The organism is Burkholderia sp. AU30280 (assembly GCF_020420125.1).
Classification (GTDB): domain Bacteria; phylum Pseudomonadota; class Gammaproteobacteria; order Burkholderiales; family Burkholderiaceae; genus Burkholderia.
Genome location: NZ_JAIZRY010000004.1, coordinates 181,703 through 200,896 on the forward strand (window position 1 = coordinate 181,703; position 19,194 = coordinate 200,896).

Genomic DNA, 19,194 nt, shown 5'->3' on the forward strand with positions numbered 1-19,194 from the left:
GGGCCGGAACGGCATGCGAGCCGAGCGCGGAGGTGACGCAGGCCGCATTATAAAGAGATTTGCTGCGCTGCGCCACTGATTTGATTGCCTATTGCGAAGGGCGTGGTTCGGTCAGGAAGCCGTGCCGTTCTTCAGCGATTCGACGAGTTCGATGTACTGCTGCTTTGCCGCATCCTGCGACGTGCCCTTCAGCGCATCCCAAGCGTCGTACTTGTATTTGCCGACGATGTCGGTGAAACCCGGCTTGTCGCCATGGGCGTCGCCGTCGGTCGCCTGCTTGAAGAGCGCGTAAAGGCGCAGCAGGGTCAGGTTGCCCGGACGCTCCGTCAGTTGCTTGACGTCGATCTGGGCCTGGTCGAATTGGGCGGTGAGTTCGCTCATCGGGTGTCTCCGTAAGGGTTTCAGGTCGGGCGATCTTAACAAGCGGACCGCCGCGCGGGGTCGAGCGATCCTTCCAAACCGCGACCCCGTGCCGCGCGCACGCACGGATCGGGCCCGATCGCCCGTGGGAGCGGGGCGTCGCATTACAATGTCGCCCATGACGCAAACAGTGCTCCTCGCCATCGATACGTCGACCGAATACTGCTCGGTCGCGCTGCTGCGCTCGGCCCATGCCGATGACGCCGTTTCCACCCCGCAAACCTGGGTCCGCCACGAACTGACGGGCGCCGCGTCGAGCACGCGCGTGCTGCCGGCCATCCAGGAGCTTTTCGCTGAATCGGGGCTGACGCTCGCCGATTGCGATGCGATCGCGTTCGGCTCGGGCCCCGGCTCGTTCACGGGCCTGCGCACCGCGACAGGCATCACCCAGGGTCTCGCGTTCGGGCGCGGGCTGCCGGTCGTGCCGATCGGCACGCTGCTCGCGTGCGCCGAGCACGCGCGGCTGCGCGCGCCCGGCGCGACCCGCGTGCTGGCCGCGCTGGATGCGCGGATGGACGAAGCCTACTGGGCGGATTTCGCATGGGACGACAGCGCCGGCGACTGGCGCACGCTGCATCCGGCTTCGCTCGATGCGCCGGGTGCCGTCGGCGTGCCCGATGCGCCGTTCACGCTCGCGGGCAATGCGGCTGCCGCGTTCGGCGCCCAGTTGCCGGCCGCGGCGCACGCGGCCGTGATCGACGCTGACGCGATGCCGCATGCGCTGGCGGTCGCCCATGCCGCTTTGCGTGCGTTCCGCGCCGGCCGCGCGGTGCCGGCCGATCAGGCCGCGCCGGAGTACGTGCGCGACAAGGTTGCACAGACCACTGCCGAGCGCGTCGCGGCACGGGCCGCGCAGGCGGGCGGAGCGAAGGGATGACAGGCGTACTGTTGAGCGACCGTTATCTGGCGCCGATGACCGATGCCGATCTCGACGAGGTCGTCTCGATCGAACGCGTCGCGTACGAATTTCCGTGGAGCCGCGGCAATTTCGAGGATTCGTTGCGCAACGGCTATCTGGGCGTGTGCCTGCGGCACGTGACGGGCTCGCTGATCGGCTATTGCGTGCTGATGCCCGTGATCGACGAAATGCACCTGCTGAACCTGTGCGTCGCGCCGGCCGCGCAGCGCGCGGGCGCGGGCCTGGCGCTGCTGCGCGAGGCCGTGCGCATTTCGCGCGCGGAAGGGCTCGGCGGCGTGCTGCTCGAAGTGCGGCCGTCCAACCCGCGCGCGATTCACCTGTATGAGCGCTTCGGCTTCTTGACGATCGGCCGGCGCAAGAATTATTACCCGGCGAAGCATCGCGGTCGGGAGGACGCGATCGTGATGCGTCTGACGCTGAACAAGGACGAAGGGGACGCGCATGGCATGGGCTGAAGCGGCGCTCGAGGAAATGGGCCTCGCGCAGATCTGGGTGCGGCGCGGGCAAAGCGCGAACGAAGGCGCGGACGAGGGCGCGGCAACCGACGCGCACGCCGCCGCGCAAACCGGTGCGGCGGACGCGGCGCCGGCCGTCGCGACCGAGCGGCCTGCACGCACCGCGCGTACGCCGGTGCAGGACGATGCACCGCCGGCAGTGGCGCGGCGCGTCGATGCTCCGCCGGCTCGCGAGCCTGTCGCTCCGGCGCGGCGTGTCGACGATGGCGATCGCGCGCCTGCACCGGTTGCGCCGGTCGCGTCGGCCGACACGATGCCGCCGATCGACGACATGCCGCCTGCCGGACCCGACGATTTTGCGTGGTTCGATGCGGCGCCGCCGGGCGACCCCGTGCCGGTGGCCGAATCGCGTCCCGTCGGTGCGCCGGTTGCCGCGCTCGACTGGGATGCGCTGGCTGCACGCGTGTCGAACTGCACGCTTTGCCGGCTGTGCGACAAGCGGACCAACACCGTGTTCGGCGTCGGCGACCGCGAGGCGGACTGGATGCTGATCGGTGAAGCGCCGGGCGAGAACGAGGACAAGCAGGGCGAGCCGTTCGTCGGCCAGGCCGGCAAGCTCCTCGACAACATGCTGCAGTCGCTGTCGCTCAAGCGCGGCGACAACGTGTACATCGCGAACGTGATCAAGTGCCGGCCGCCCGGCAACCGCAATCCGGAGCCGGACGAGGTCGCGAGCTGCGAGCCCTATCTGCAGCGTCAGGTCGCGCTCGTGAAGCCGAAACTGATCGTCGCACTCGGCCGTTTCGCCGCGCAGACCCTGCTGAAGACGGACGCGAGCATTGCGTCGCTGCGCGGCCGCGTGCATGCATACGAAGGTGTGCCGGTGATCGTGACCTACCACCCGGCGTACCTGTTGCGCAGCCTGCAGGACAAGTCGAAGGCGTGGGCCGACCTGTGCCTCGCGCGCGACACGTTCCGGCGTGCAGAGGGCGGCGACGCGAACGAGCCGGCCGGGCAATGACGACCGGCGCGGCGGTCGCATTCGTCGATATGCTGCACGACGTCGCGGTCCGGGATCTGGGCTGGCTGCTGGCCAGCCCGAGCCTGCTGACCGCGGTGCCGGCCGCGCCGCTTGCGCGCCCGTGGCTGGATGCGGCCGGGCAATCGGCTGTCGAAACATGGCTCGCCGCGCTCGATGCGCAGCCCGAGCCGCTGCATCGCGCACTTGACGGGTTCCGGCCGACCCGGCTCGGCCGCTACGCCGAATGCCTGCTCGAGTATTTCCTGACGCATGGGCCGTCGCTGCGGCTCGTCGCGGCCAATCTGCCGCTGCGCAGCAACGGCAAGACGCTCGGCGAGGTCGATTTTCTCGTCGATGCACCGGACGGGCAGCGCCTGCACTGGGAGCTCGCGGTGAAGTGCTATTTATGCGCGCCGGTGCAAGCCGGTGCATCGCTCGCCGATTTCGTCGGCCCCAACCTCGTCGACCGGTTCGACCGCAAGCGCAGCCGGTTGCTCGAGCACCAGTTGCGGCTCGGCGATCGGGACGCGTTCGCGCGGCTCGGCTACGGCGCGCCGTCCGATGCGCAGATGTTCATCAAGGGCTGGCTGTTCTATCCGCACGGTGCTCCTTTGCCGCCCGTGTCCGCCGAAATCGCGCCGGATCACCCGCGCGGATTCTGGCTCACGCACGCGCAGTGGCCGGCTTGGGCGGCCGCGCAGCGTGCCGGCGTTGCGTGGGGTGTGCTGCCGCGGCTGGCGTGGCTTGCGCCGCGGCGCGCTGCAGCCGACGCCGGCTTCGAACCCGAACCGCTCGCGGCCGCACTCGAGCTGCCGCCCGTGCTGGCGAAGCGTCAGGCCCCCGAACTGATCGGCATCCATGAGAAGGGGGGCGATGGCATGTGGCGCGAGACGGCGCGCGGCTTCGTCGTGCCGGACGACTGGCCGGCGCGCGCACAGGCGTTCGCGGCGCAGGATCACTGACGCAGCGCTAGCCGGCGCCTACCACCAGCGATGGAAGTGATGGACGGGGCCGACGCCGTGCCCGACGTCGAGGCGGCCACTCGCGGCGATCGCGCCGGTCAGGTAGATCTTGGCCTCGCGCACCGCGCTTTCGAGGTCGGGCTGCTGCGGCAGCAGCGCGGCAATCGCCGACGACAGCGTGCAGCCGGTGCCGTGCGTGTTGCTGACCGGTACGCGTGCGCCGTCGAGCCGCACGGTGCGCGCTGCTTCGACGAGCCAGTCGGGGCTCGCGGACGCGTCGGGCAGGTGGCCGCCTTTCATCAGCACGGCGCGCGCGCCGGTCTGTAACAAGGCCTGTCCTTGCCGGACCATGTCGTCTTCGGTGGTTGCGGGCGCATCGTTCAGCAGGGCGGCCGCTTCGGGCAGGTTCGGCGTCACGACCGTCGCGAGCGGCAGCAGCGCGTCGCGCAACGCGTCGACGGCATCGGGCGCGAGCAGCGCGTGCGAGCTCTTCGAGATCATCACCGTGTCGAGCACGACGAAGCGTGGCGCGTAACGGCGCAGCGCATCGGCCACCGCGTGCACGATCGCGGCATTCGCGAGCATCCCGATCTTGACCGCATCGATGCGGATATCGCCGAACACCGCGTCGAGTTGTGCCGCCACGAACGCCGCGTCCGGCGCATGCACACCCGTCACGCTGCGCGTGTTCTGAGCGGTCAGCGCGGTGATCACGCTCGCGCCATATGCGCCGAGCGCGGAAAAGGTCTTCAGGTCGGCCTGGATACCTGCGCCGCCACCCGAATCGGAGCCGGCGATCGTCAGGATGTTGGGTATCGGGTGCGTCATGAGGGCAACGCGCCGGTTCGAGGACCGGCGCCGGCGGACGGAAACGGGAAGTGTAGCGTCAGTGCCGCGATTCGCCGATCAGCGCGACCGAGTCGAACTGGCGCTGGTTCGCCTGGTGACGGCGCATCACGAGCCACATCGTCAGGCAGACGAACGTGCCGAACAGCACGATCACGACGCCGACCGGCACGTCGAGCCACACGAGCACCGCATACAGGCACAGCATCACGAGCACCGACAGGTTCTCGTTGAAGTTCTGCACCGCGATCGAGTGGCCGGCCGACAGCAGCACGTGGCCGCGATGCTGCAGCAGCGCATTCATCGGAACGACGAAGTAGCCGGACAACGCGCCGACGCAGATCAGGAAGATGTACGCAACGATCAGGTAAACCGGCAGGCGCAGGTGACCCAGGTGCACGGCCCAGTGCGGCGGGAACAGGTCGCGCGAATAGAACGCCATCAGCATCACCGCGATGCCCATGATGATGCCGACCGGCAGTACGGTCAGCGACTTTTTGAGCGGCACCCGGCTGGCTGCGGCGATCGCACCGGCCGCGACGCCGAATGCGACGACCGCCTGCAGCAGCGCACCCTCGGACAGCGACATGCCGAGCGACACCTCGGCCCATTTCAGCACGATGAACTGCAGCGTCGCGCCCGCGCCCCAGAACAGCGTCGTGACCGCCAGCGAGATCTGGCCGAGCTTGTCGCGCCAGAGCACCATGAAACAATCGGCGAAGTCGGCCACCAGCTTGATCGGCCCATGTTGCTGTTTCGGGTAGCGCGCCCCTGTATCGGGAATGCGCAGATTGAACAGCGCGGCGATCACATAGATCGACAGGATGACCGCGATCGCGGCTTCGGCTGGCGTATTGATCCACGTCGGCGTATGCGCGATGACGTGCGACGCGATATGCGGGCTGATCAGCGCGCCGCCGAGCACGGTGCCGAGGATGATCGAACTGACGGTCGTGCCTTCGATCCAGCCGTTCGCCGCGACCAGCCGGTCGGCCGGCAGCAGCTCGGTGAGGATGCCGTATTTGGCGGGCGAGTAGGCCGCCGCGCCGAAGCCGACGATCCCGTACGCGATCAGCGGGTGGGCCCCGAACAGCATGATCAGGCAGCCGATCACCTTGATCGAGTTGGTGATGAACATCACGTGGCCCTTCGGGCGCGAATCCGCGAAGGCGCCGACATACGCCGCCAGCACCACATAGGACAACACGAAGAACAGCTTCAACAGCGGTGTCATCCAGTTGGGTGCATGAAGGTCTTTCAGCAGGGCAATGGCGGCGATGAGGAGCGCACTGTCGGCCAGCGACGAGAAAAACTGCGCGGCCATGATGGTGTAAAAACCTTTTTTCATCTGATGCGATGCTTTCGTCGCTGCGGCAGGGCCGCGTAGGCCGCCTGGTATGCGATCGGCTTATTCCGTTCGAAATGGGTTGTGCGCACGGCTTTATAACATGAAAATACGCCAGTTCGGACTAGCAAGATTCCCCGATCGTTCCGCAAATTGTCGGCTTCAGTGCTCAAAAGGCGCGGTAAGCTGATGATTCGCAAGCGTCTTTACGTAAATTTCCCATGCCGCGCCCGATCTCCGCCACCATCCATACCGCCGCTCTCGCGAACAATCTCTCCGTCGTCCGCCGCTTTGCCGGCCCGTCCAAGGTCTGGGCGGTCGTCAAGGCCAACGCGTACGGTCACGGTCTCGCGCGTGCGTTTCCCGGCCTGCGCGGCACCGACGGCTTCGGCCTGCTCGACCTCGACGAGGCCGTCAAGCTGCGCGAGCTCGGCTGGGCCGGCCCGATCCTGCTGCTCGAAGGGTTCTTCCGCTCGACCGACATCGACGTGATCGACCGCTATAGCCTGACGACGACCGTCCACAACGACGAGCAGATGCGGATGCTGGAAACGGCGCGGCTGTCGAAGCCCGTCAACGTGCAGCTCAAGATGAACAGCGGGATGAACCGGCTCGGCTACCTGCCGGAAAAATACCGCACTGCATGGGAGCGTGCCCGCGCGTGCCCGGGCATCGGCCAGATCACGTTAATGACCCATTTTTCGGATGCGGACAACGAGCGCGGCGTCGCCGAGCAGCTCGCGACGTTCGAGCGTGGCGCGGAAAACATCGCCGGTGCGCGCAGCCTCGCGAACTCCGCGGCCGTGCTGTGGCATCCGGACACGCACTTCGACTGGGTGCGCCCGGGGATCGTGCTGTACGGCGCGTCGCCGTCCGGGTTGTCGTCCGACATCGCCGATACCGGGCTGAAGCCTGCGATGACGCTCGCGTCCGAGCTGATCGCGGTGCAGACGATCGGGAAGGGCCAGGCCATCGGCTATGGTTCGACGTTCTCCGCGCAGGCACCGATGCGGATCGGCGTGGTCGCGTGCGGTTACGCGGACGGCTATCCGCGGGTCGCGCCCGAAGGCACGCCCGTGATCGTCGACGGCATCCGCACGCGGATCGTCGGTCGCGTATCGATGGACATGATCACCGTCGACCTGACCCCGTGCCCGCAGGCCGGTGTCGGCGCGCGCGTCGAGCTGTGGGGCAACGCGCTGCCGATCGACGACGTCGCCCGCCATTGCGGGACGATCGGTTATGAGCTGATGTGCGCGGTCGCCGGCCGCGTGCCCGTGCGAGCGGAATAAGGGCGTCGCGCGTGGCCAAACAGAAAACGGTATACGTCTGCAGCGAGTGCGGCGGACAGACCCCCAAGTGGCAGGGCCAATGCCCGTCGTGCCAGGCCTGGAACACGCTGGTTGAATCGGTTGCCGAGGCGCCGTCGGCCCATCGTTTCCAGTCGCTCGCGAAGCGAGCGCCCGTCCAGCGTCTCGTCGACATCGAAGCGGCCGACGTGCCGCGCTTCTCGACCGGCATCGGCGAATTCGACCGCGTGCTCGGCGGCGGGCTGGTTGCCGGCGGCGTCGTGCTGATCGGCGGCGACCCGGGCATCGGCAAGTCGACGCTGCTGCTGCAGTCGCTCGCGGACATCGCGAGCGAGCGGCGCGCGCTCTATATCAGCGGCGAGGAATCGGCCGCGCAGATCGCGTTGCGCGCACAACGGCTTGCGCTGCTCGACGGCGGCGCGCCGGCGGATGAACTGAAGCTGCTCGCCGAGATCCAGCTCGAGAAGATCCAGGCCGCGATCGACACGGAACGGCCGGATGTGGCCGTGATCGACTCGATCCAGACCGTCTATTCGGAAGCGCTCACGTCGGCGCCGGGCTCGGTCGCGCAGGTCCGCGAGTGTGCGGCGCAGCTCACGCGCATCGCGAAGCAGTCGGGCACCGCGATCATCATGGTCGGGCACGTGACGAAGGAGGGCAACCTGGCCGGCCCGCGCGTGCTCGAGCACATCGTCGACACGGTGCTGTACTTCGAAGGCGACACGCATTCGTCGTTCCGGCTCGTGCGCGCGTTCAAGAACCGCTTCGGTGCGGTCAACGAACTCGGCGTGTTCGCGATGACCGAGCGCGGCCTGCGCGGCGTCACGAATCCATCCGCGCTGTTCCTGTCGCAGCACGAGCAGGTCGTGCCCGGCTCGTGCGTGCTCGTCACGCAGGAAGGTACGCGCCCGCTGCTCGTCGAAATCCAGGCGCTTGTCGATACGGCGCATGTGCCGAACCCGCGCCGGCTCGCGGTCGGCCTCGAGCAGAACCGGCTCGCGATGCTGCTCGCGGTGCTGCACCGGCATGCGGGTATCGCGTGCTTTGACCAGGATGTCTTTCTCAATGCGGTTGGCGGCGTGAAGATCACCGAGCCGGCCGCCGACCTCGCGGTGCTGCTCGCGATCCATTCGTCGATGCGCAACAAGGCGTTGCCGAAAGGGCTGATCGTGTTCGGCGAAGTGGGGCTGGCGGGCGAGATCCGGCCGTCGCCGCGCGGGCAGGAGCGGTTGCGCGAGGCCGCGAAGCTCGGCTTCACGTCCGCGCTGATTCCGAAGGCGAATGCGCCGAAGCAGCCGATCGAAGGGCTGAACGTGATGGCCGTCGATCGGCTCGAACAGGCGATCGACCGCGTTCGCGATCTCGAGTGACCGGCCCGGCAGGCGCCCCGACCATCCGTGCGGGCGATCTGTCGCGTAATTCCCTGTAAAGAAGATGTAGGGTTATGTAACCCGACGGACATTGCTTTTCCCTATCCTTTGCCGGATTGTCGAACCGCGCAATGCGAAGGGAACCTATGTTGAAATCGTATGGGGAAGCGCCGAGCGGACGCCTTTACAACCTGCGTGGCTGTCGCGTGTCGGAGCCGATTCGCCAACCCTGGGGCGGCGGATGCCGGATCGTCGAATGGATCGACGAAGAGGGGCGCCTGGCGCGCAAGGTCGTGTCCGAGGACGTGACGGAAGAGGAGGTGGCCGCGGCGATCAGGCGGCCGACCGAAGGGCGCCGGTACCTGATGAGTGACGACGAGCAGATGCCGCGCGACACGTTGCCGCGACGCTGAGCTGGCAGCGCGGCGAGCGGCCGGCAAACGACGGTAATAACAAGGCCGGGCCAATGTGCCCGGCCTCGTTGCATCCGGGCCCTGTACGGGCCTGATGGTTTGTCGAAGAACCCGTCGCCGGCGTGCCGGGCTGGCGGCACCGGCAGGCGGTACAGCGGCTGCGGTCAGCCGATCTGTTCGAGTTCTTCGTGCGCGGCGAGCCAGTCGGCCTCGACCGTTTCGAGACGCGTGTTGACGTCGCCGAGCTTGCGGATCGCATCGGTCAGTTCCGTCTTGCGCTCGGCTTCGTAGCTCGCCGGATCGGCGACGAATGCGTCGAGGCGCGCCTTCTCTGCGTGCAGCGTCTCCATCTCCTTCTCGAGCTTCGTGATGCGCGTCTGCAGCGGTTTCTTCAACACCGACAGGCGTTGCCGCTCCTCGGCGGCCTGACGCTTCTGGTCCTTGCGGTTGGTCGCGGCGCCCGCGCCCGGCGAAGCCGCGCTGTCGGCCTTTGCGGCGGCGCGCTGCTCGGCCGCGTGCTGCAGCAGCCAGTCGCGGTAGTCGTCGAGGTCGCCGTCGAACGGCTGCAGCCGGTGCTTCGCCACCAGCATGAACTGGTCGGTCGTTGCGCGCAGCAGGTGGCGGTCGTGCGAGACGAGGATCAGCGTGCCTTCGAACTGCGCGAGCGCCATCGTCAGCGCATGACGCGTTTCGAGGTCGAGGTGGTTGGTGGGTTCGTCGAGCAGCAGCAGGTTGGGCTTCTGCCAGATGATCAGCGCGAGCGCGAGGCGTGCTTTTTCGCCGCCCGAGAACGGCCCGACCGGGGTGGTCGCCATGTCGCCCGAGAAGTTGAAGCCGCCGAGGAAGTCGCGCAGTTCCTGCTCGCGCGTGTCGGGCGCGAGCCGCGCCAGATGCGCGAGCGGCGAATCGTCCTCGCGCAGCGTTTCGAGCTGGTGCTGGGCGAAATAGCCGATCGTCAGCCCCTTACCGTCTCGGACGTGCCCCGACAGCGGCGCGAGCGTGCCGGCCAGCGTCTTGATCAGCGTCGACTTGCCCTGGCCGTTCGCGCCGAGCAGGCCGATGCGCTGGCCGTTCTGGATCGACAGCGCGACCCGCTCGACGATCGGAATCTCTGCTCCGCCGTCGGCGCGGTAGCCGCAGCGGACGTCTTCCATCACCATCATCGGATTCGGCGCGGCGTCGGGCGTACGGAATTCGAACGTGAACGGAGACGCGATGTGCGCGGGCGCGATCAACTCCATCTTCTCGAGCGCCTTCATCCGGCTCTGGGCCTGCTTGGCCTTGGTCGCCTTGGCCTTGAAGCGGTCGACGAAGCTCTGCAGGTGTTCGATCGTCTTCTGCTGCTTTTCGTAGGCACTTTGCTGCAACGCCAGTTGCTGTGCGCGCAGCACTTCGAACTGCGAGTAGTTGCCGCCGTAGCGCTTCACCTGGCGGTTTTCCAGATGCAGCGTGACATTGCAGATCGAATCGAGGAATTCGCGGTCGTGCGAAATCACGACGAGCGTGCCGGGGTAGCGGTGCAGCCAGTATTCGAGCCAGACGATCGCGTCGAGGTCGAGGTGGTTCGTCGGTTCGTCGAGCAGCAGCAGGTCGGAACGGCACATCAGCGCCTGCGCGAGGTTCAGGCGCATGCGCCAGCCGCCGGAGAAGCTGGCGACGGATTCGCGCGTCTGCGCGAGCGTGAAGCCGAGCCCGAGCAGCAGCGCCTCGGCACGGGCGGGTGCGGTGTAGCCGTCGGCGTCGGCGAACGCCGCGTGCGCATCGGCTTCGGCGGCGCCGTCATGCGCGGCGGACGCGGCGGCGATGCGCGCTTCGATCTCGCGCAGCGCGGCGTCGCCGTCGAGCGTGTAGTCGAGCGCCGAGCGGTCGACGGCGGGCGTTTCCTGCGACACATGGGCGATCCGCCACGACGGCGGCATCGAGAAATCGCCGCCGTCCGAGTGCAGCTCGCCGCGCAGGACCGAGAACAGGGTCGACTTGCCGGCGCCGTTCGCGCCGATCAGGCCGGCTTTCTCGCCGGGATTGAGTACGAAGGAGGTCGACTCGAACAGCGGCTTGGTGCCGCGCGCAAGGCTGAACTGATTGAAACGGATCACGGCGGAGATGACTGGCCAAAACCGCTATTCTAGACTGCGCGCCGCTCGCGCCGGGCATTGGCCGTTCGGCGGATGCCGCAACGGGGCAATTTCGCCTAGACTTCACGTCGATCTGGTTTCGTAAGAGGAGTGCCCGATGTCCACCCTGTATTCGTTCAGCGCAGAGACGCTCGCCGGCGCGCCGGCCTCGCTCGACGCGTATCGCGGCAAGGTGCTGCTGATCGTCAACACCGCGAGCGAGTGTGGTTTCACGCCGCAGTACGCGGGGCTGCAGAAGCTGTACGACCAGTACGCGGCACGCGGCTTCTATGTGCTCGGCTTTCCGTGCAACCAGTTCGGCAAGCAGGAGCCCGGCGACGCCGCGCAGATCGGCGCGTTCTGCGAGCGCAATTACGGCGTCACCTTCCCGATGTTCGCGAAGATCGACGTGAAGGGCGACCATGCGCATCCGCTGTACCGCTACCTGACCGACGAGGCGCCCGGCATCCTCGGCCTCAAGGCGATCAAGTGGAATTTCACGAAATTCCTGATCGATCGCGAAGGGCGCATCTTCAAGCGCTACGCGCCGTCGACCAAGCCCGACGAAATCGCCGCGGATATCGACAAGCTGCTGTGACGGCTGCCGGCGGCGTTCGCGGCGCCGGTGCGGATCGCACGGGCGCCGCCACCGTCCCGGCCGTCAGAGGATCGGTGCGAACAGCCGCGCGACGTGCATCGCGATGCGCCGCCAGGCGGGCGACCGGCGGTATTCGTTCGCATCGACCTCGTACGCCTGCGCGAAATCGGCATCCAGCATCGTCTCGACCTCATCGGCGAACGTGCGGTCGACGGTCAGCACCATGATCTCGAAATTGAGGCGGAACGAGCGGTTGTCGAGATTCGCGCTGCCGATCGCCGCCGCGATGCGGTCGATCAGCACGACCTTCTGGTGCAGGAAGCCGGGCCGGTAGCGGAACACCTTGACGCCCGCATCGACCAGGTCGCGTGCATACAGCTTCGACGCTTCGAACACCACGTAGTGATCGCGCCGGCTCGGGATCAGGATGCGCACGTCGACGCCGCGCATCACGGCGAGCTTCAACGCGGAGATCACGGCTTCGTCGGGGACGAGGTACGGCGTGGTGATCCAGACCCGCTCGCGCGCGGCGTTGATCGCCTCGACGAAGAACAGCGAGCCTGTCTCCTGCTTGTCGGCCGGCCCCATCGGCACCGCGAGGCAATGCATGTTGTCGCCGGGCTGCGCGGGCGGCGGCAGCGCGAGGGGCGGCAGTTTCTGCGTCGCCCAGTGCCAGTCTTCGGCGAACACGTACTGGATGCTCGCGACCACCGGGCCGCGGATCTCGATGTGCGTGTCGCGCCACGGCGACAGGCGCGGCTTCGCGCCGAGATACTCGACGCCGACGTTGTGGCCGCCGACGAACGCGCGATTGCCGTCGACGACGACGATCTTGCGATGGTTGCGGAAGTTGAGCTGGAAACGGTTGACGAACTTCCGGTTGGTCGCGAACGGATGCACTTCGACGCCACCCTGGCGCAGCATGTCGACGTAGCTGTGCGGCAGGTCGAAGCTGCCGATGCTGTCGTACAGCAGGCAGCAGCGCACGCCGGCTGCCGCACGCGCGAGCAGCGAGTCGCGCAGCATCCGGCCGAGCGCATCGTCGCGCACGATGAAGAACTGCACCACCACGTAGTCACGCGCGGCGTCGATGGCCGCCAGGATCGCCGAGAACGTCGCGTCGCCGTTCACGAGCGTGCGTACCGAGTTGCCGCCGAGGAACGGCATGCCGCCGAGCCGCGTGAGCGCGAGCACGGCGGCCTGGCCGAGCGCGTCGGCGGCCGGCCCGTCGGTCGCGTCTGCCGCGTCGGTGCTGAGCCATGGCGAGCGCGGTGTGTGCGTGCGCAACAATTCCAGCTCGTGGCGCCGTGCGTCGACGTAGCCGGAGAACTTGCTGCGGCCGAGGAACAGGTACGGAACGAGCGTCAGGTACGGCATCGCGGCGAGCGAGACGGCCCACGCGATCGCGCCTTGCGACGTACGCGTATTCATGATCGCGTGGCACGCCGCGACGATCCCGAGCACGTGGATGGTCAGGATCAGGGTGCCGAGATGTAGCCAGTCGAGGGTCATGGGCGCGTGACGGACTCCTGAGGTCGCGCGGCCGGGCGGCCGCCTACGCGCATCTTACCCAACCGTGCGGCGCAACGGTGCACCGCACGGTGGGCAAGCCGGACAGGTTCAGCCCTTGCGCGGCAGGTCCGACGCCTGGATCAGGAATACGGCGTCGTCGCCCGCGCTGGTGGGCAGCCACGTGAGTTCGAGGCCACCGAACGCGGCTTCGACGTTTTCGCGCTCGTTGCCGATCTCGACGACGAGCACGCCGTCGTCGTGCAGCCAGCGATGGGCCTCGGCGACGATGCGTCGCACGATGTCCATCCCGTCATCGCCACCCGCGAGCGCCATCTCCGGCTCGTGCCGGTACTCGGGCGGCAGCGCGGCCATCGACGATGCGTTCACGTACGGCGGGTTCGTCAGGATCACGTCATAGCGAGAGCCCGGGTCGGTGCGGAACGCGGGAAGCGGCGCGTAGAGGTCGCCGCGATGCAGTGCGATGCGGTCTTCGAGGCCGTAGTCGCGCACGTTGATCTCGGCGACTTCGAGTGCCTTGTCGGACAGGTCGACCGCATCGATCTCGGCGTTCGGGAACGCGCTCGCCGCGAGGATCGCGAGGCAGCCGGAGCCCGTGCACAGCTCGAGCACCGCGCCGACCTGCTCGGGATCGGCGACGTACGGCTGCAGCCCGTCGTCGAGCAGCTCGCCGATGAACGAGCGCGGCACGATCACACGTTCGTCGACGTAGAAGCGGTGGCCGTGCATCCACGCTTCATGCGTGAGGTAGGCGGCCGGCACGCGGTCGGTCGCGCGCCGTTCGATCACCGCGAGCACGGCCGCGATTTCGTCGGGCAGCAGCCGCGCGTCGAGGAACGGCTCGAGCGTGTCGAGCGGCAGGTCGAGCGTGCGCAGCACGAGGTAGGCTGCTTCGTCGTACGCATTGTCGGAGCCGTGGCCGAACGCGAGCTTCGCTTTCGAGAAGCGCGTGACCGCGTAGCGAAGCAGGTCGCGAACAGTGGCAAAAGGTGTCGTCATGCGAGGCTCCATCAGGCGATCAGTTGTTCGAGCACGCGGCGGTACACGTTCTTCAGCGGGTCGACGAAGCGCACTTCGATGTGCTCGTCGATCTTGTGGATGCTGCCGTTCGGCGGGCCGAACTCGATCACCTGCGGGCAGATGCGCGCGATGAAACGGCCGTCCGACGTGCCGCCCGTCGTCGACAGTTCGGTCGTGATGCCGGTCTCGGTGCGGATCGCGTTTTCCAGCGCGCCCGACAGCTCGCCGCGCGGCGTGAGGAACGGCAGGCCGCTTACCGACCATTTCAGCGTGTATTCGAGGCCGTGCTTGTCGAGGATCGCGTGCACGCGCGCCTGCAGGCCCTCGACCGTGCTCGCGGTCGAGAAGCGGAAGTTGAACAGCAGGTCGGCGTGGCCGGGAATCACGTTGGTCGCGCCGGTACCGGCGTGCAGGTTCGACACCTGCCAGGTGGTCGGCGGGAAGTACTCGTTGCCTGCGTCCCACTGCTCGGCGGCGAGCTCCGCGAGCGCCGGCGCGAGCAGGTGGATCGGGTTCTTCGCGAGGTGCGGGTACGCGATGTGGCCCTGTACGCCCTTGACGACGAGTTCGCCCGACATCGAGCCGCGGCGGCCGTTCTTGACGACGTCGCCGAGCTCGGTGGTCGACGTCGGCTCGCCGACGATGCAGTAGTCCATGCGTTCGCCGCGTGCTTCGAGCAGCTCGACGACCTTCACGGTGCCGTCGGTGGCGGGGCCTTCCTCGTCGCTCGTGATCAGGAACGCGATCGCGCCGCGGTGGCCGGGATGGGCCGCGACGAATTCCTCGGACGCGACGACGAACGCCGCGAGCGACGTCTTCATGTCGGCCGCGCCGCGGCCGTACAGCTTGCCGTCGCGATGGGCGGGGATGAACGGCGGCGAGCTCCACTGCTCGAGCGGGCCGGTCGGCACGACGTCGGTGTGGCCCGCGAACGCGAGCAGCTTGCCGTCGCGGCCGTCGGTGCCGCGCTTGACGGCCCACAGGTTGGTCACGCCGTGCGACGAGATGGTCTCGCATTCGAAGCCGAGCGCGGCGAGGCGCTCGATCATGATCTGCTGGCAGTGCTGGTCGTCGGGCGTCACGGACGCGCGGGCGATCAGCTGTTCGGTAAGGGCTAGGGTGGCGGACATGGTTCGGACCACTTTCGATAAAAAATGCCGGCGCGGTGGCCGGCAGCGATGAGACGTCGTGCGCTGCGCGAACGGGCGCCGCGCAGCGCGGGCAGCCCTATGCGGCAAACAGCGCCGCGTATTGATCGGCGGCGAAGCCGAGCGATTTCACACGGCCGTTGACCACCAGCACGGGGCGCTTGATGACCGACGGCTTGTGGATCATCAGCGCGACCGCGCCGGCCTTCGTTTCGGCGGCCGCCTTCATCGCGTCGTCCAGGCCGCGCCACGTCGTGCCGCGCTTGTTGACGAGCGCGTCGAGCGACACGTCCTTCAGCCAGTCCTCGACGAGCGGTGCGCTGACACCGAGCTTCTTGAAGTCGTGAAACTCGAATTCGACGCCGTGATCGTCGAGCCACACGCGGGCCTTCTTCACGGTGTCGCAGTTCGGAATGCCGTAGACGACCACGGTGTGCGGCTTTGCCATCAGTCGCCTCGCAGCAGCTCGTTCAGGCCGACCTTCGCGCGCGTCTTGGCGTCGACCTTCTTGACGATTACCGCGCAGTACAGGCTGTGCGAGCCGTCCTTCGACGGCAGGTTGCCCGCGACGACGACCGAGCCGGCCGGGATGCGGCCGTAGCTGACTTCGCCCGTTTCGCGATCGTAGATCTTGGTGCTCTGGCCGAGGTAGACGCCCATCGAGATCACCGAGTTTTCCTCGACGATCACGCCTTCGACGACTTCCGAGCGCGCGCCGATGAAGCAGTTGTCTTCGATGATGACCGGGTTCGCCTGCAGCGGCTCGAGCACGCCGCCGATGCCGACGCCGCCCGACAGGTGCACGTTCTTGCCGATCTGCGCGCACGAACCGACCGTTGCCCAGGTGTCGACCATCGTGCCTTCGTCGACGTACGCGCCGATGTTGGTGTACGACGGCATCAGCACGACGTTCTTCGCGATGAACGAGCCGCGGCGCGCGATGGCCGGCGGGACGACGCGGAAGCCGCCTGCGGCGAAATCTTCAGCGGTGTAGTTCGCGAACTTCGACGGCACCTTGTCGTAGAACTGCGAGTAGCCGCCCGCGGGCATCGGTGCGTTGTCCTCCAGGCGGAACGACAGCAGCACGGCCTTCTTCAGCCACTGGTGCACGGTCCAGTTGCCGTCGATCTTCTCGGCAACGCGCAGCGCGCCTTTGTCGAGCTGCTCGATCGCGTGCGCGACGGCTTCGCGGACGTCGGCCGGTGCGGCCTTCGGCGACAGCTCGGCGCGGTTGTCCCAGGCGGTATCGATGATTTGCTGAAGTTGTTGCGACATGTTCGTTTTCGCAGGAGATGGATGGAATTGATCGGATGGACGATTACCGCGCGAGAGACCGGCAGAAATCGACGATGCGTTGCGCGCCCTCGACGCATTCGGGGGTGCCCGCGACGAGCGCGATCCGGATGAAATCGCGGCCCGGATTCGTGCCGTGCGCATCGCGCGCCAGGTACGAGCCGGGCAGAACCGTCACATTATAGTCGGCGTACAGTTGGCGGGCGAACTCGGTGTCCGACAGCCCGGTGCGCGACACGTTGGCCCACAGGTAGAACGCCGCGTCCGGCAGCTTCACGTCGATCACGTCGGCCAGCATCGGCGTGACGGTATTGAACTTCTGCAGGTACAGCGCGCGGTTCTCGCGCACGTGCGCCTCGTCGTTCCACGCGGCGATGCTCGCGTGCTGCCAGACCGGCGACAGCGCCGCGCCGTGATACGTGCGGTACAGCAGGAATTTCTTCAGCAGCGCCGCGTCGCCGGCGACGAAGCCCGAGCGCATGCCCGGCACGTTCGAGCGCTTCGACAGGCTCGACAGCATCACGAGTCGCTCGAAGCCGCGGCCGAGGCGGTGCGCGGCCTCGAGGCCGCCGAGCGGCGGCGCCGCTTCGTCGAAATAGATCTCCGAATAGCACTCGTCGGATGCGATCACGAAACCGTGGCGGTCGGACAGCGCGAACAGCTCGCGCCAATCGTCGAGCGTCAGCACGGCGCCCGTCGGGTTGCCCGGCGAGCAGACATACAGCAATTGCGTGCGCGCCCAGACTTCGTCGGGCACGGACGCGTAGTCGCACGCGAAGTTGCGGGCCGGGTCGCTGTTCGCGAAATAGGGTTCGGCACCGGCCAGCAGCGCCGCGCCTTCGTAAATTTGATAGAAAGGATTCGGACAGAGTACGATCGCTTTCTCGCCCCGTTCGGACGGGCGTGCGTCGATCACCGTCTGCGCAAGCGAGAACAGTGCTTCGCGGGACCCCGACACGGGCAGCACCTGCGTCGCCGGATCGATGGCCGGAAGCCCGTAGCGGCGCTCGAGCCAGTGCGCGATCGACGTGCGCAGCGCGTCCGAGCCGGCAGTGGCCGGGTACGATGCGAGACCGTCGAGCGCGGCCACCACGGCGTCGCGGATCAGCGCGGGAGTCGCATGTTTGGGCTCGCCGATGCCGAAGCTGATCGGTTTGAGGGCGCCGGAGGGCGTCACGTCCTTGAACAGGGCGCGCAGCTTTTCGAAGGGATAGGGCTGGAGCGAGTCGAGTCGAGGGTTCACGGGCGAAGCGGCCATCGCGGCCGGTTGGAGCGAAAGAAGCGGCGGGCGCGCCGCGCGGCTGCGAACGGGCGCCGATGGCGCGCGGGTCGCAACACACGATTATAGCGTGACGGAATGCGGTCGCGGCCCGCCGGAACGGCGGCCGGGCCAGTCGGATAAAGGGTATTGAACCAAATGAATAACGCGGTACGCGGCAGCCTGCCGACGCTGGCCATCCTGATCGGCGCATCGGTATGGGGCCTGATCTGGTATCCGCTGCGGATCCTGGCGTCGCTGGGCGTGACGGGCACGCTGGCGAGCGCGCTGACGAGCCTCGTCGCCTTCCTGTTCGTGATATTCGCGCGGCACCGCACGATCTCGACGCTGCGCTGGCACTGGGTGCTGCCCGGCATCGCGGTGACGGCCGGCGTGACGAACCTCGGGTTCGTGTGGGGCACGATCCACGGCGAAGTGCTGCGCGTGATGCTGCTGTTCTACCTGACCCCCGCGTGGACCGCGATCTACGCGCACTTCCTGCTGCGCGAGCGGCTGACCTGGGCCGGCGCAGGGCTCGCGGCGCTGTCGATCGGCGGTGCGATGCTGATGCTGTGGTCGCCGAAGCTCGGCCTGCCGCTGCCGGCCACCCCGGCCGAATGGGCCGGTCTCGCGGCCGGGTTGAGCTTCGCGATGAGCAACGTGCTCGTGATCAAGGCGAGCCGCGAGTTGCCGGAGATGCGCGCCGAGATGCGCACCGCGACGCTGTTCGGCGGCGCGGCCGTGTTCGGCGCGATCGCGTCGCTGTTCGAGGGGATACCGGCGGCGCCAGCGGGCGGCCAGCTCGGCACGGCCGCGCTGATTATCGTCGCGATCGGCGTGACGATGGCGTCGAACAACCTGCTCGTGCAATACGGGCTGGCGCGCGTGCCGGCGAACCGTGCGTCGATCATCATGCTGTTCGAGATCGTGATCACCGCGCTGTCGGCATGGGTGTTCGCGAACGAGCTGCCGAGCGCGCGCGAGTGGGCGGGCGGAGCGTGCATCGTGCTGGCGACGCTGCTGTCGAGCCGGGTCCATCGCGCCGCGCCTGCACCGGACAAACCCGGCGACGGTCGGGACGGTGCACGCGCGATGGTATGATGGAAGCCGTTTGCGGGGCCCAACGCTGGATGCGCGCGGCCCCGCTTTTGAATTCCGGGGCGCATCGCGCG

The 19,194-nt window shown here is 67.7% G+C and carries 19 protein-coding genes; 9 read left to right on the forward strand and 10 right to left on the reverse strand.

Annotation, left to right across the window (positions count from 1 at the left end; all coding sequences use genetic code 11):
- Positions 1–111 precede the first annotated feature (111 nt).
- Positions 112–381 carry an acyl-CoA-binding protein gene (locus LGN17_RS11065; protein WP_011352486.1) on the reverse strand — a complete coding sequence of 90 codons (270 nt, stop codon included), beginning with the start codon at positions 379–381 and terminating at the stop codon, positions 112–114.
- Positions 382–529: 148 nt separating this feature from the next.
- Between LGN17_RS11065 and tsaB the strand changes: the two genes are divergently transcribed.
- From tsaB to LGN17_RS11085, 4 genes are read left to right on the forward strand one after another with little or no spacing between them, the layout of a single operon-like run.
- Positions 530–1,297, forward strand: a complete 768-nt coding sequence (gene tsaB / locus LGN17_RS11070) for a tRNA (adenosine(37)-N6)-threonylcarbamoyltransferase complex dimerization subunit type 1 TsaB (protein ID WP_226196730.1) — start codon at positions 530–532, stop codon at positions 1,295–1,297.
- A complete protein-coding gene (rimI, locus tag LGN17_RS11075; RefSeq protein WP_175969496.1) occupies positions 1,294–1,794 on the forward strand; it encodes a ribosomal protein S18-alanine N-acetyltransferase in 501 nt (166 codons plus the stop codon). The genes tsaB and rimI overlap by 4 nt, the downstream gene beginning before the upstream one ends.
- Positions 1,781–2,815: a uracil-DNA glycosylase gene (locus LGN17_RS11080; protein WP_226196732.1), complete on the forward strand. Its 1,035-nt coding sequence runs from the start codon at positions 1,781–1,783 to the stop codon at positions 2,813–2,815. Before rimI ends, LGN17_RS11080 begins: the two co-directional genes overlap by 14 nt.
- Positions 2,812–3,777 carry a DUF1853 family protein gene (locus tag LGN17_RS11085; RefSeq protein ID WP_226196734.1) on the forward strand — a complete coding sequence of 322 codons (966 nt, stop codon included), beginning with the start codon at positions 2,812–2,814 and terminating at the stop codon, positions 3,775–3,777. The genes LGN17_RS11080 and LGN17_RS11085 overlap by 4 nt, the downstream gene beginning before the upstream one ends.
- Positions 3,778–3,795: 18 nt before the next feature.
- Here the strand turns inward: LGN17_RS11085 and thiD are convergent, their stop codons facing one another.
- Both thiD and lplT read right to left on the reverse strand, forming a co-directional pair.
- Positions 3,796–4,605 carry a bifunctional hydroxymethylpyrimidine kinase/phosphomethylpyrimidine kinase gene (thiD, locus tag LGN17_RS11090; RefSeq protein WP_226196736.1) on the reverse strand — a complete coding sequence of 270 codons (810 nt, stop codon included), beginning with the start codon at positions 4,603–4,605 and terminating at the stop codon, positions 3,796–3,798.
- 58 nt (positions 4,606–4,663) lie between these two features.
- Positions 4,664–5,971 carry a lysophospholipid transporter LplT gene (lplT, locus tag LGN17_RS11095; RefSeq protein WP_226196738.1) on the reverse strand — a complete coding sequence of 436 codons (1,308 nt, stop codon included), beginning with the start codon at positions 5,969–5,971 and terminating at the stop codon, positions 4,664–4,666.
- A 218-nt stretch (positions 5,972–6,189) separates the two neighbouring features.
- Between lplT and alr the strand changes: the two genes are divergently transcribed.
- The 3 genes from alr to LGN17_RS11110 all read left to right on the forward strand — a co-directional run bounded on the left by alr (position 6,190) and on the right by LGN17_RS11110 (position 9,061).
- Positions 6,190–7,260: an alanine racemase gene (gene alr, locus LGN17_RS11100; RefSeq protein ID WP_226196740.1), complete on the forward strand. Its 1,071-nt coding sequence runs from the start codon at positions 6,190–6,192 to the stop codon at positions 7,258–7,260.
- An 11-nt stretch (positions 7,261–7,271) separates the two neighbouring features.
- Positions 7,272–8,648 carry a DNA repair protein RadA gene (radA, locus tag LGN17_RS11105; RefSeq protein ID WP_175953404.1) on the forward strand — a complete coding sequence of 459 codons (1,377 nt, stop codon included), beginning with the start codon at positions 7,272–7,274 and terminating at the stop codon, positions 8,646–8,648.
- A 146-nt stretch (positions 8,649–8,794) separates the two neighbouring features.
- Positions 8,795–9,061 (forward strand): DUF2866 domain-containing protein, encoded by a 267-nt coding sequence (locus LGN17_RS11110; protein WP_226196742.1) that lies wholly within the window; start codon positions 8,795–8,797, stop codon positions 9,059–9,061.
- Between the two features lie 164 nt (positions 9,062–9,225).
- Here LGN17_RS11110 and LGN17_RS11115 read toward each other — a convergent pair whose 3' ends face one another.
- Complete coding sequence (locus LGN17_RS11115; RefSeq protein ID WP_226196744.1) at positions 9,226–11,157, reverse strand: ATP-binding cassette domain-containing protein; 1,932 nt, start codon at positions 11,155–11,157, stop codon at positions 9,226–9,228.
- Between the two features lie 136 nt (positions 11,158–11,293).
- Between LGN17_RS11115 and LGN17_RS11120 the strand changes: the two genes are divergently transcribed.
- Positions 11,294–11,773, forward strand: coding sequence for a glutathione peroxidase (locus LGN17_RS11120; protein ID WP_226196746.1), 480 nt, complete (start codon positions 11,294–11,296; stop codon positions 11,771–11,773).
- 63 nt (positions 11,774–11,836) lie between these two features.
- On the opposite strand, the gene cls is transcribed toward LGN17_RS11120, so the two are convergent.
- The 6 genes from cls to dapC all read right to left on the reverse strand — a co-directional run bounded on the left by cls (position 11,837) and on the right by dapC (position 18,022).
- On the reverse strand, positions 11,837–13,285 hold the full coding sequence (cls, locus tag LGN17_RS11125) for a cardiolipin synthase (protein ID WP_226196748.1): 1,449 nt from the start codon (positions 13,283–13,285) through the stop codon (positions 11,837–11,839).
- A 108-nt stretch (positions 13,286–13,393) separates the two neighbouring features.
- Entirely contained in the window at positions 13,394–14,302 is a 909-nt protein-coding gene (gene prmB / locus LGN17_RS11130; protein WP_226196750.1) for a 50S ribosomal protein L3 N(5)-glutamine methyltransferase, read from the reverse strand.
- An 11-nt stretch (positions 14,303–14,313) separates the two neighbouring features.
- Positions 14,314–15,453 carry a succinyl-diaminopimelate desuccinylase gene (gene dapE / locus LGN17_RS11135; RefSeq protein ID WP_226196752.1) on the reverse strand — a complete coding sequence of 380 codons (1,140 nt, stop codon included), beginning with the start codon at positions 15,451–15,453 and terminating at the stop codon, positions 14,314–14,316.
- A gap of 97 nt (positions 15,454–15,550) precedes the next feature.
- On the reverse strand, positions 15,551–15,919 hold the full coding sequence (locus LGN17_RS11140) for an ArsC family reductase (RefSeq protein ID WP_011352471.1): 369 nt from the start codon (positions 15,917–15,919) through the stop codon (positions 15,551–15,553).
- Positions 15,919–16,746, reverse strand: a complete 828-nt coding sequence (dapD, locus tag LGN17_RS11145; protein WP_014896723.1) for a 2,3,4,5-tetrahydropyridine-2,6-dicarboxylate N-succinyltransferase — start codon at positions 16,744–16,746, stop codon at positions 15,919–15,921. The genes LGN17_RS11140 and dapD overlap by 1 nt, the downstream gene beginning before the upstream one ends.
- Before the next feature lie 43 nt (positions 16,747–16,789).
- On the reverse strand, positions 16,790–18,022 hold the full coding sequence (dapC, locus tag LGN17_RS11150) for a succinyldiaminopimelate transaminase (RefSeq protein ID WP_226196754.1): 1,233 nt from the start codon (positions 18,020–18,022) through the stop codon (positions 16,790–16,792).
- 159 nt (positions 18,023–18,181) lie between these two features.
- Here dapC and LGN17_RS11155 point away from each other — a divergent pair, with 159 nt between their 5' ends.
- Positions 18,182–19,123 carry a DMT family transporter gene (locus LGN17_RS11155; RefSeq protein WP_175953691.1) on the forward strand — a complete coding sequence of 314 codons (942 nt, stop codon included), beginning with the start codon at positions 18,182–18,184 and terminating at the stop codon, positions 19,121–19,123.
- The last annotated feature ends 71 nt before the right edge of the window (positions 19,124–19,194 follow it).

Bases quoted from the DNA above. Each gene is read 5' to 3' on its own strand.
- LGN17_RS11065 (WP_011352486.1), bottom strand. From the start codon at position 381: ATGAGCGAACTCACCGCCCAATTCGACCAGGCCCAGATCGACGTCAAG.
- tsaB (WP_226196730.1), top strand. From the start codon at position 530: ATGTCGCCCATGACGCAAACAGTGCTCCTCGCCATCGATACGTCGACC.
- rimI (WP_175969496.1), top strand. From the start codon at position 1,294: ATGACAGGCGTACTGTTGAGCGACCGTTATCTGGCGCCGATGACCGAT.
- LGN17_RS11080 (WP_226196732.1), top strand. From the start codon at position 1,781: ATGGCATGGGCTGAAGCGGCGCTCGAGGAAATGGGCCTCGCGCAGATC.
- LGN17_RS11085 (WP_226196734.1), top strand. From the start codon at position 2,812: ATGACGACCGGCGCGGCGGTCGCATTCGTCGATATGCTGCACGACGTC.
- thiD (WP_226196736.1), bottom strand. From the start codon at position 4,605: ATGACGCACCCGATACCCAACATCCTGACGATCGCCGGCTCCGATTCG.
- lplT (WP_226196738.1), bottom strand. From the start codon at position 5,971: ATGAAAAAAGGTTTTTACACCATCATGGCCGCGCAGTTTTTCTCGTCG.
- alr (WP_226196740.1), top strand. From the start codon at position 6,190: ATGCCGCGCCCGATCTCCGCCACCATCCATACCGCCGCTCTCGCGAAC.
- LGN17_RS11110 (WP_226196742.1), top strand. From the start codon at position 8,795: ATGTTGAAATCGTATGGGGAAGCGCCGAGCGGACGCCTTTACAACCTG.
- LGN17_RS11120 (WP_226196746.1), top strand. From the start codon at position 11,294: ATGTCCACCCTGTATTCGTTCAGCGCAGAGACGCTCGCCGGCGCGCCG.
- cls (WP_226196748.1), bottom strand. From the start codon at position 13,285: ATGACCCTCGACTGGCTACATCTCGGCACCCTGATCCTGACCATCCAC.
- prmB (WP_226196750.1), bottom strand. From the start codon at position 14,302: ATGACGACACCTTTTGCCACTGTTCGCGACCTGCTTCGCTACGCGGTC.
- dapE (WP_226196752.1), bottom strand. From the start codon at position 15,453: ATGTCCGCCACCCTAGCCCTTACCGAACAGCTGATCGCCCGCGCGTCC.
- LGN17_RS11140 (WP_011352471.1), bottom strand. From the start codon at position 15,919: ATGGCAAAGCCGCACACCGTGGTCGTCTACGGCATTCCGAACTGCGAC.
- dapD (WP_014896723.1), bottom strand. From the start codon at position 16,746: ATGTCGCAACAACTTCAGCAAATCATCGATACCGCCTGGGACAACCGC.
- dapC (WP_226196754.1), bottom strand. From the start codon at position 18,022: ATGGCCGCTTCGCCCGTGAACCCTCGACTCGACTCGCTCCAGCCCTAT.
- LGN17_RS11155 (WP_175953691.1), top strand. From the start codon at position 18,182: ATGAATAACGCGGTACGCGGCAGCCTGCCGACGCTGGCCATCCTGATC.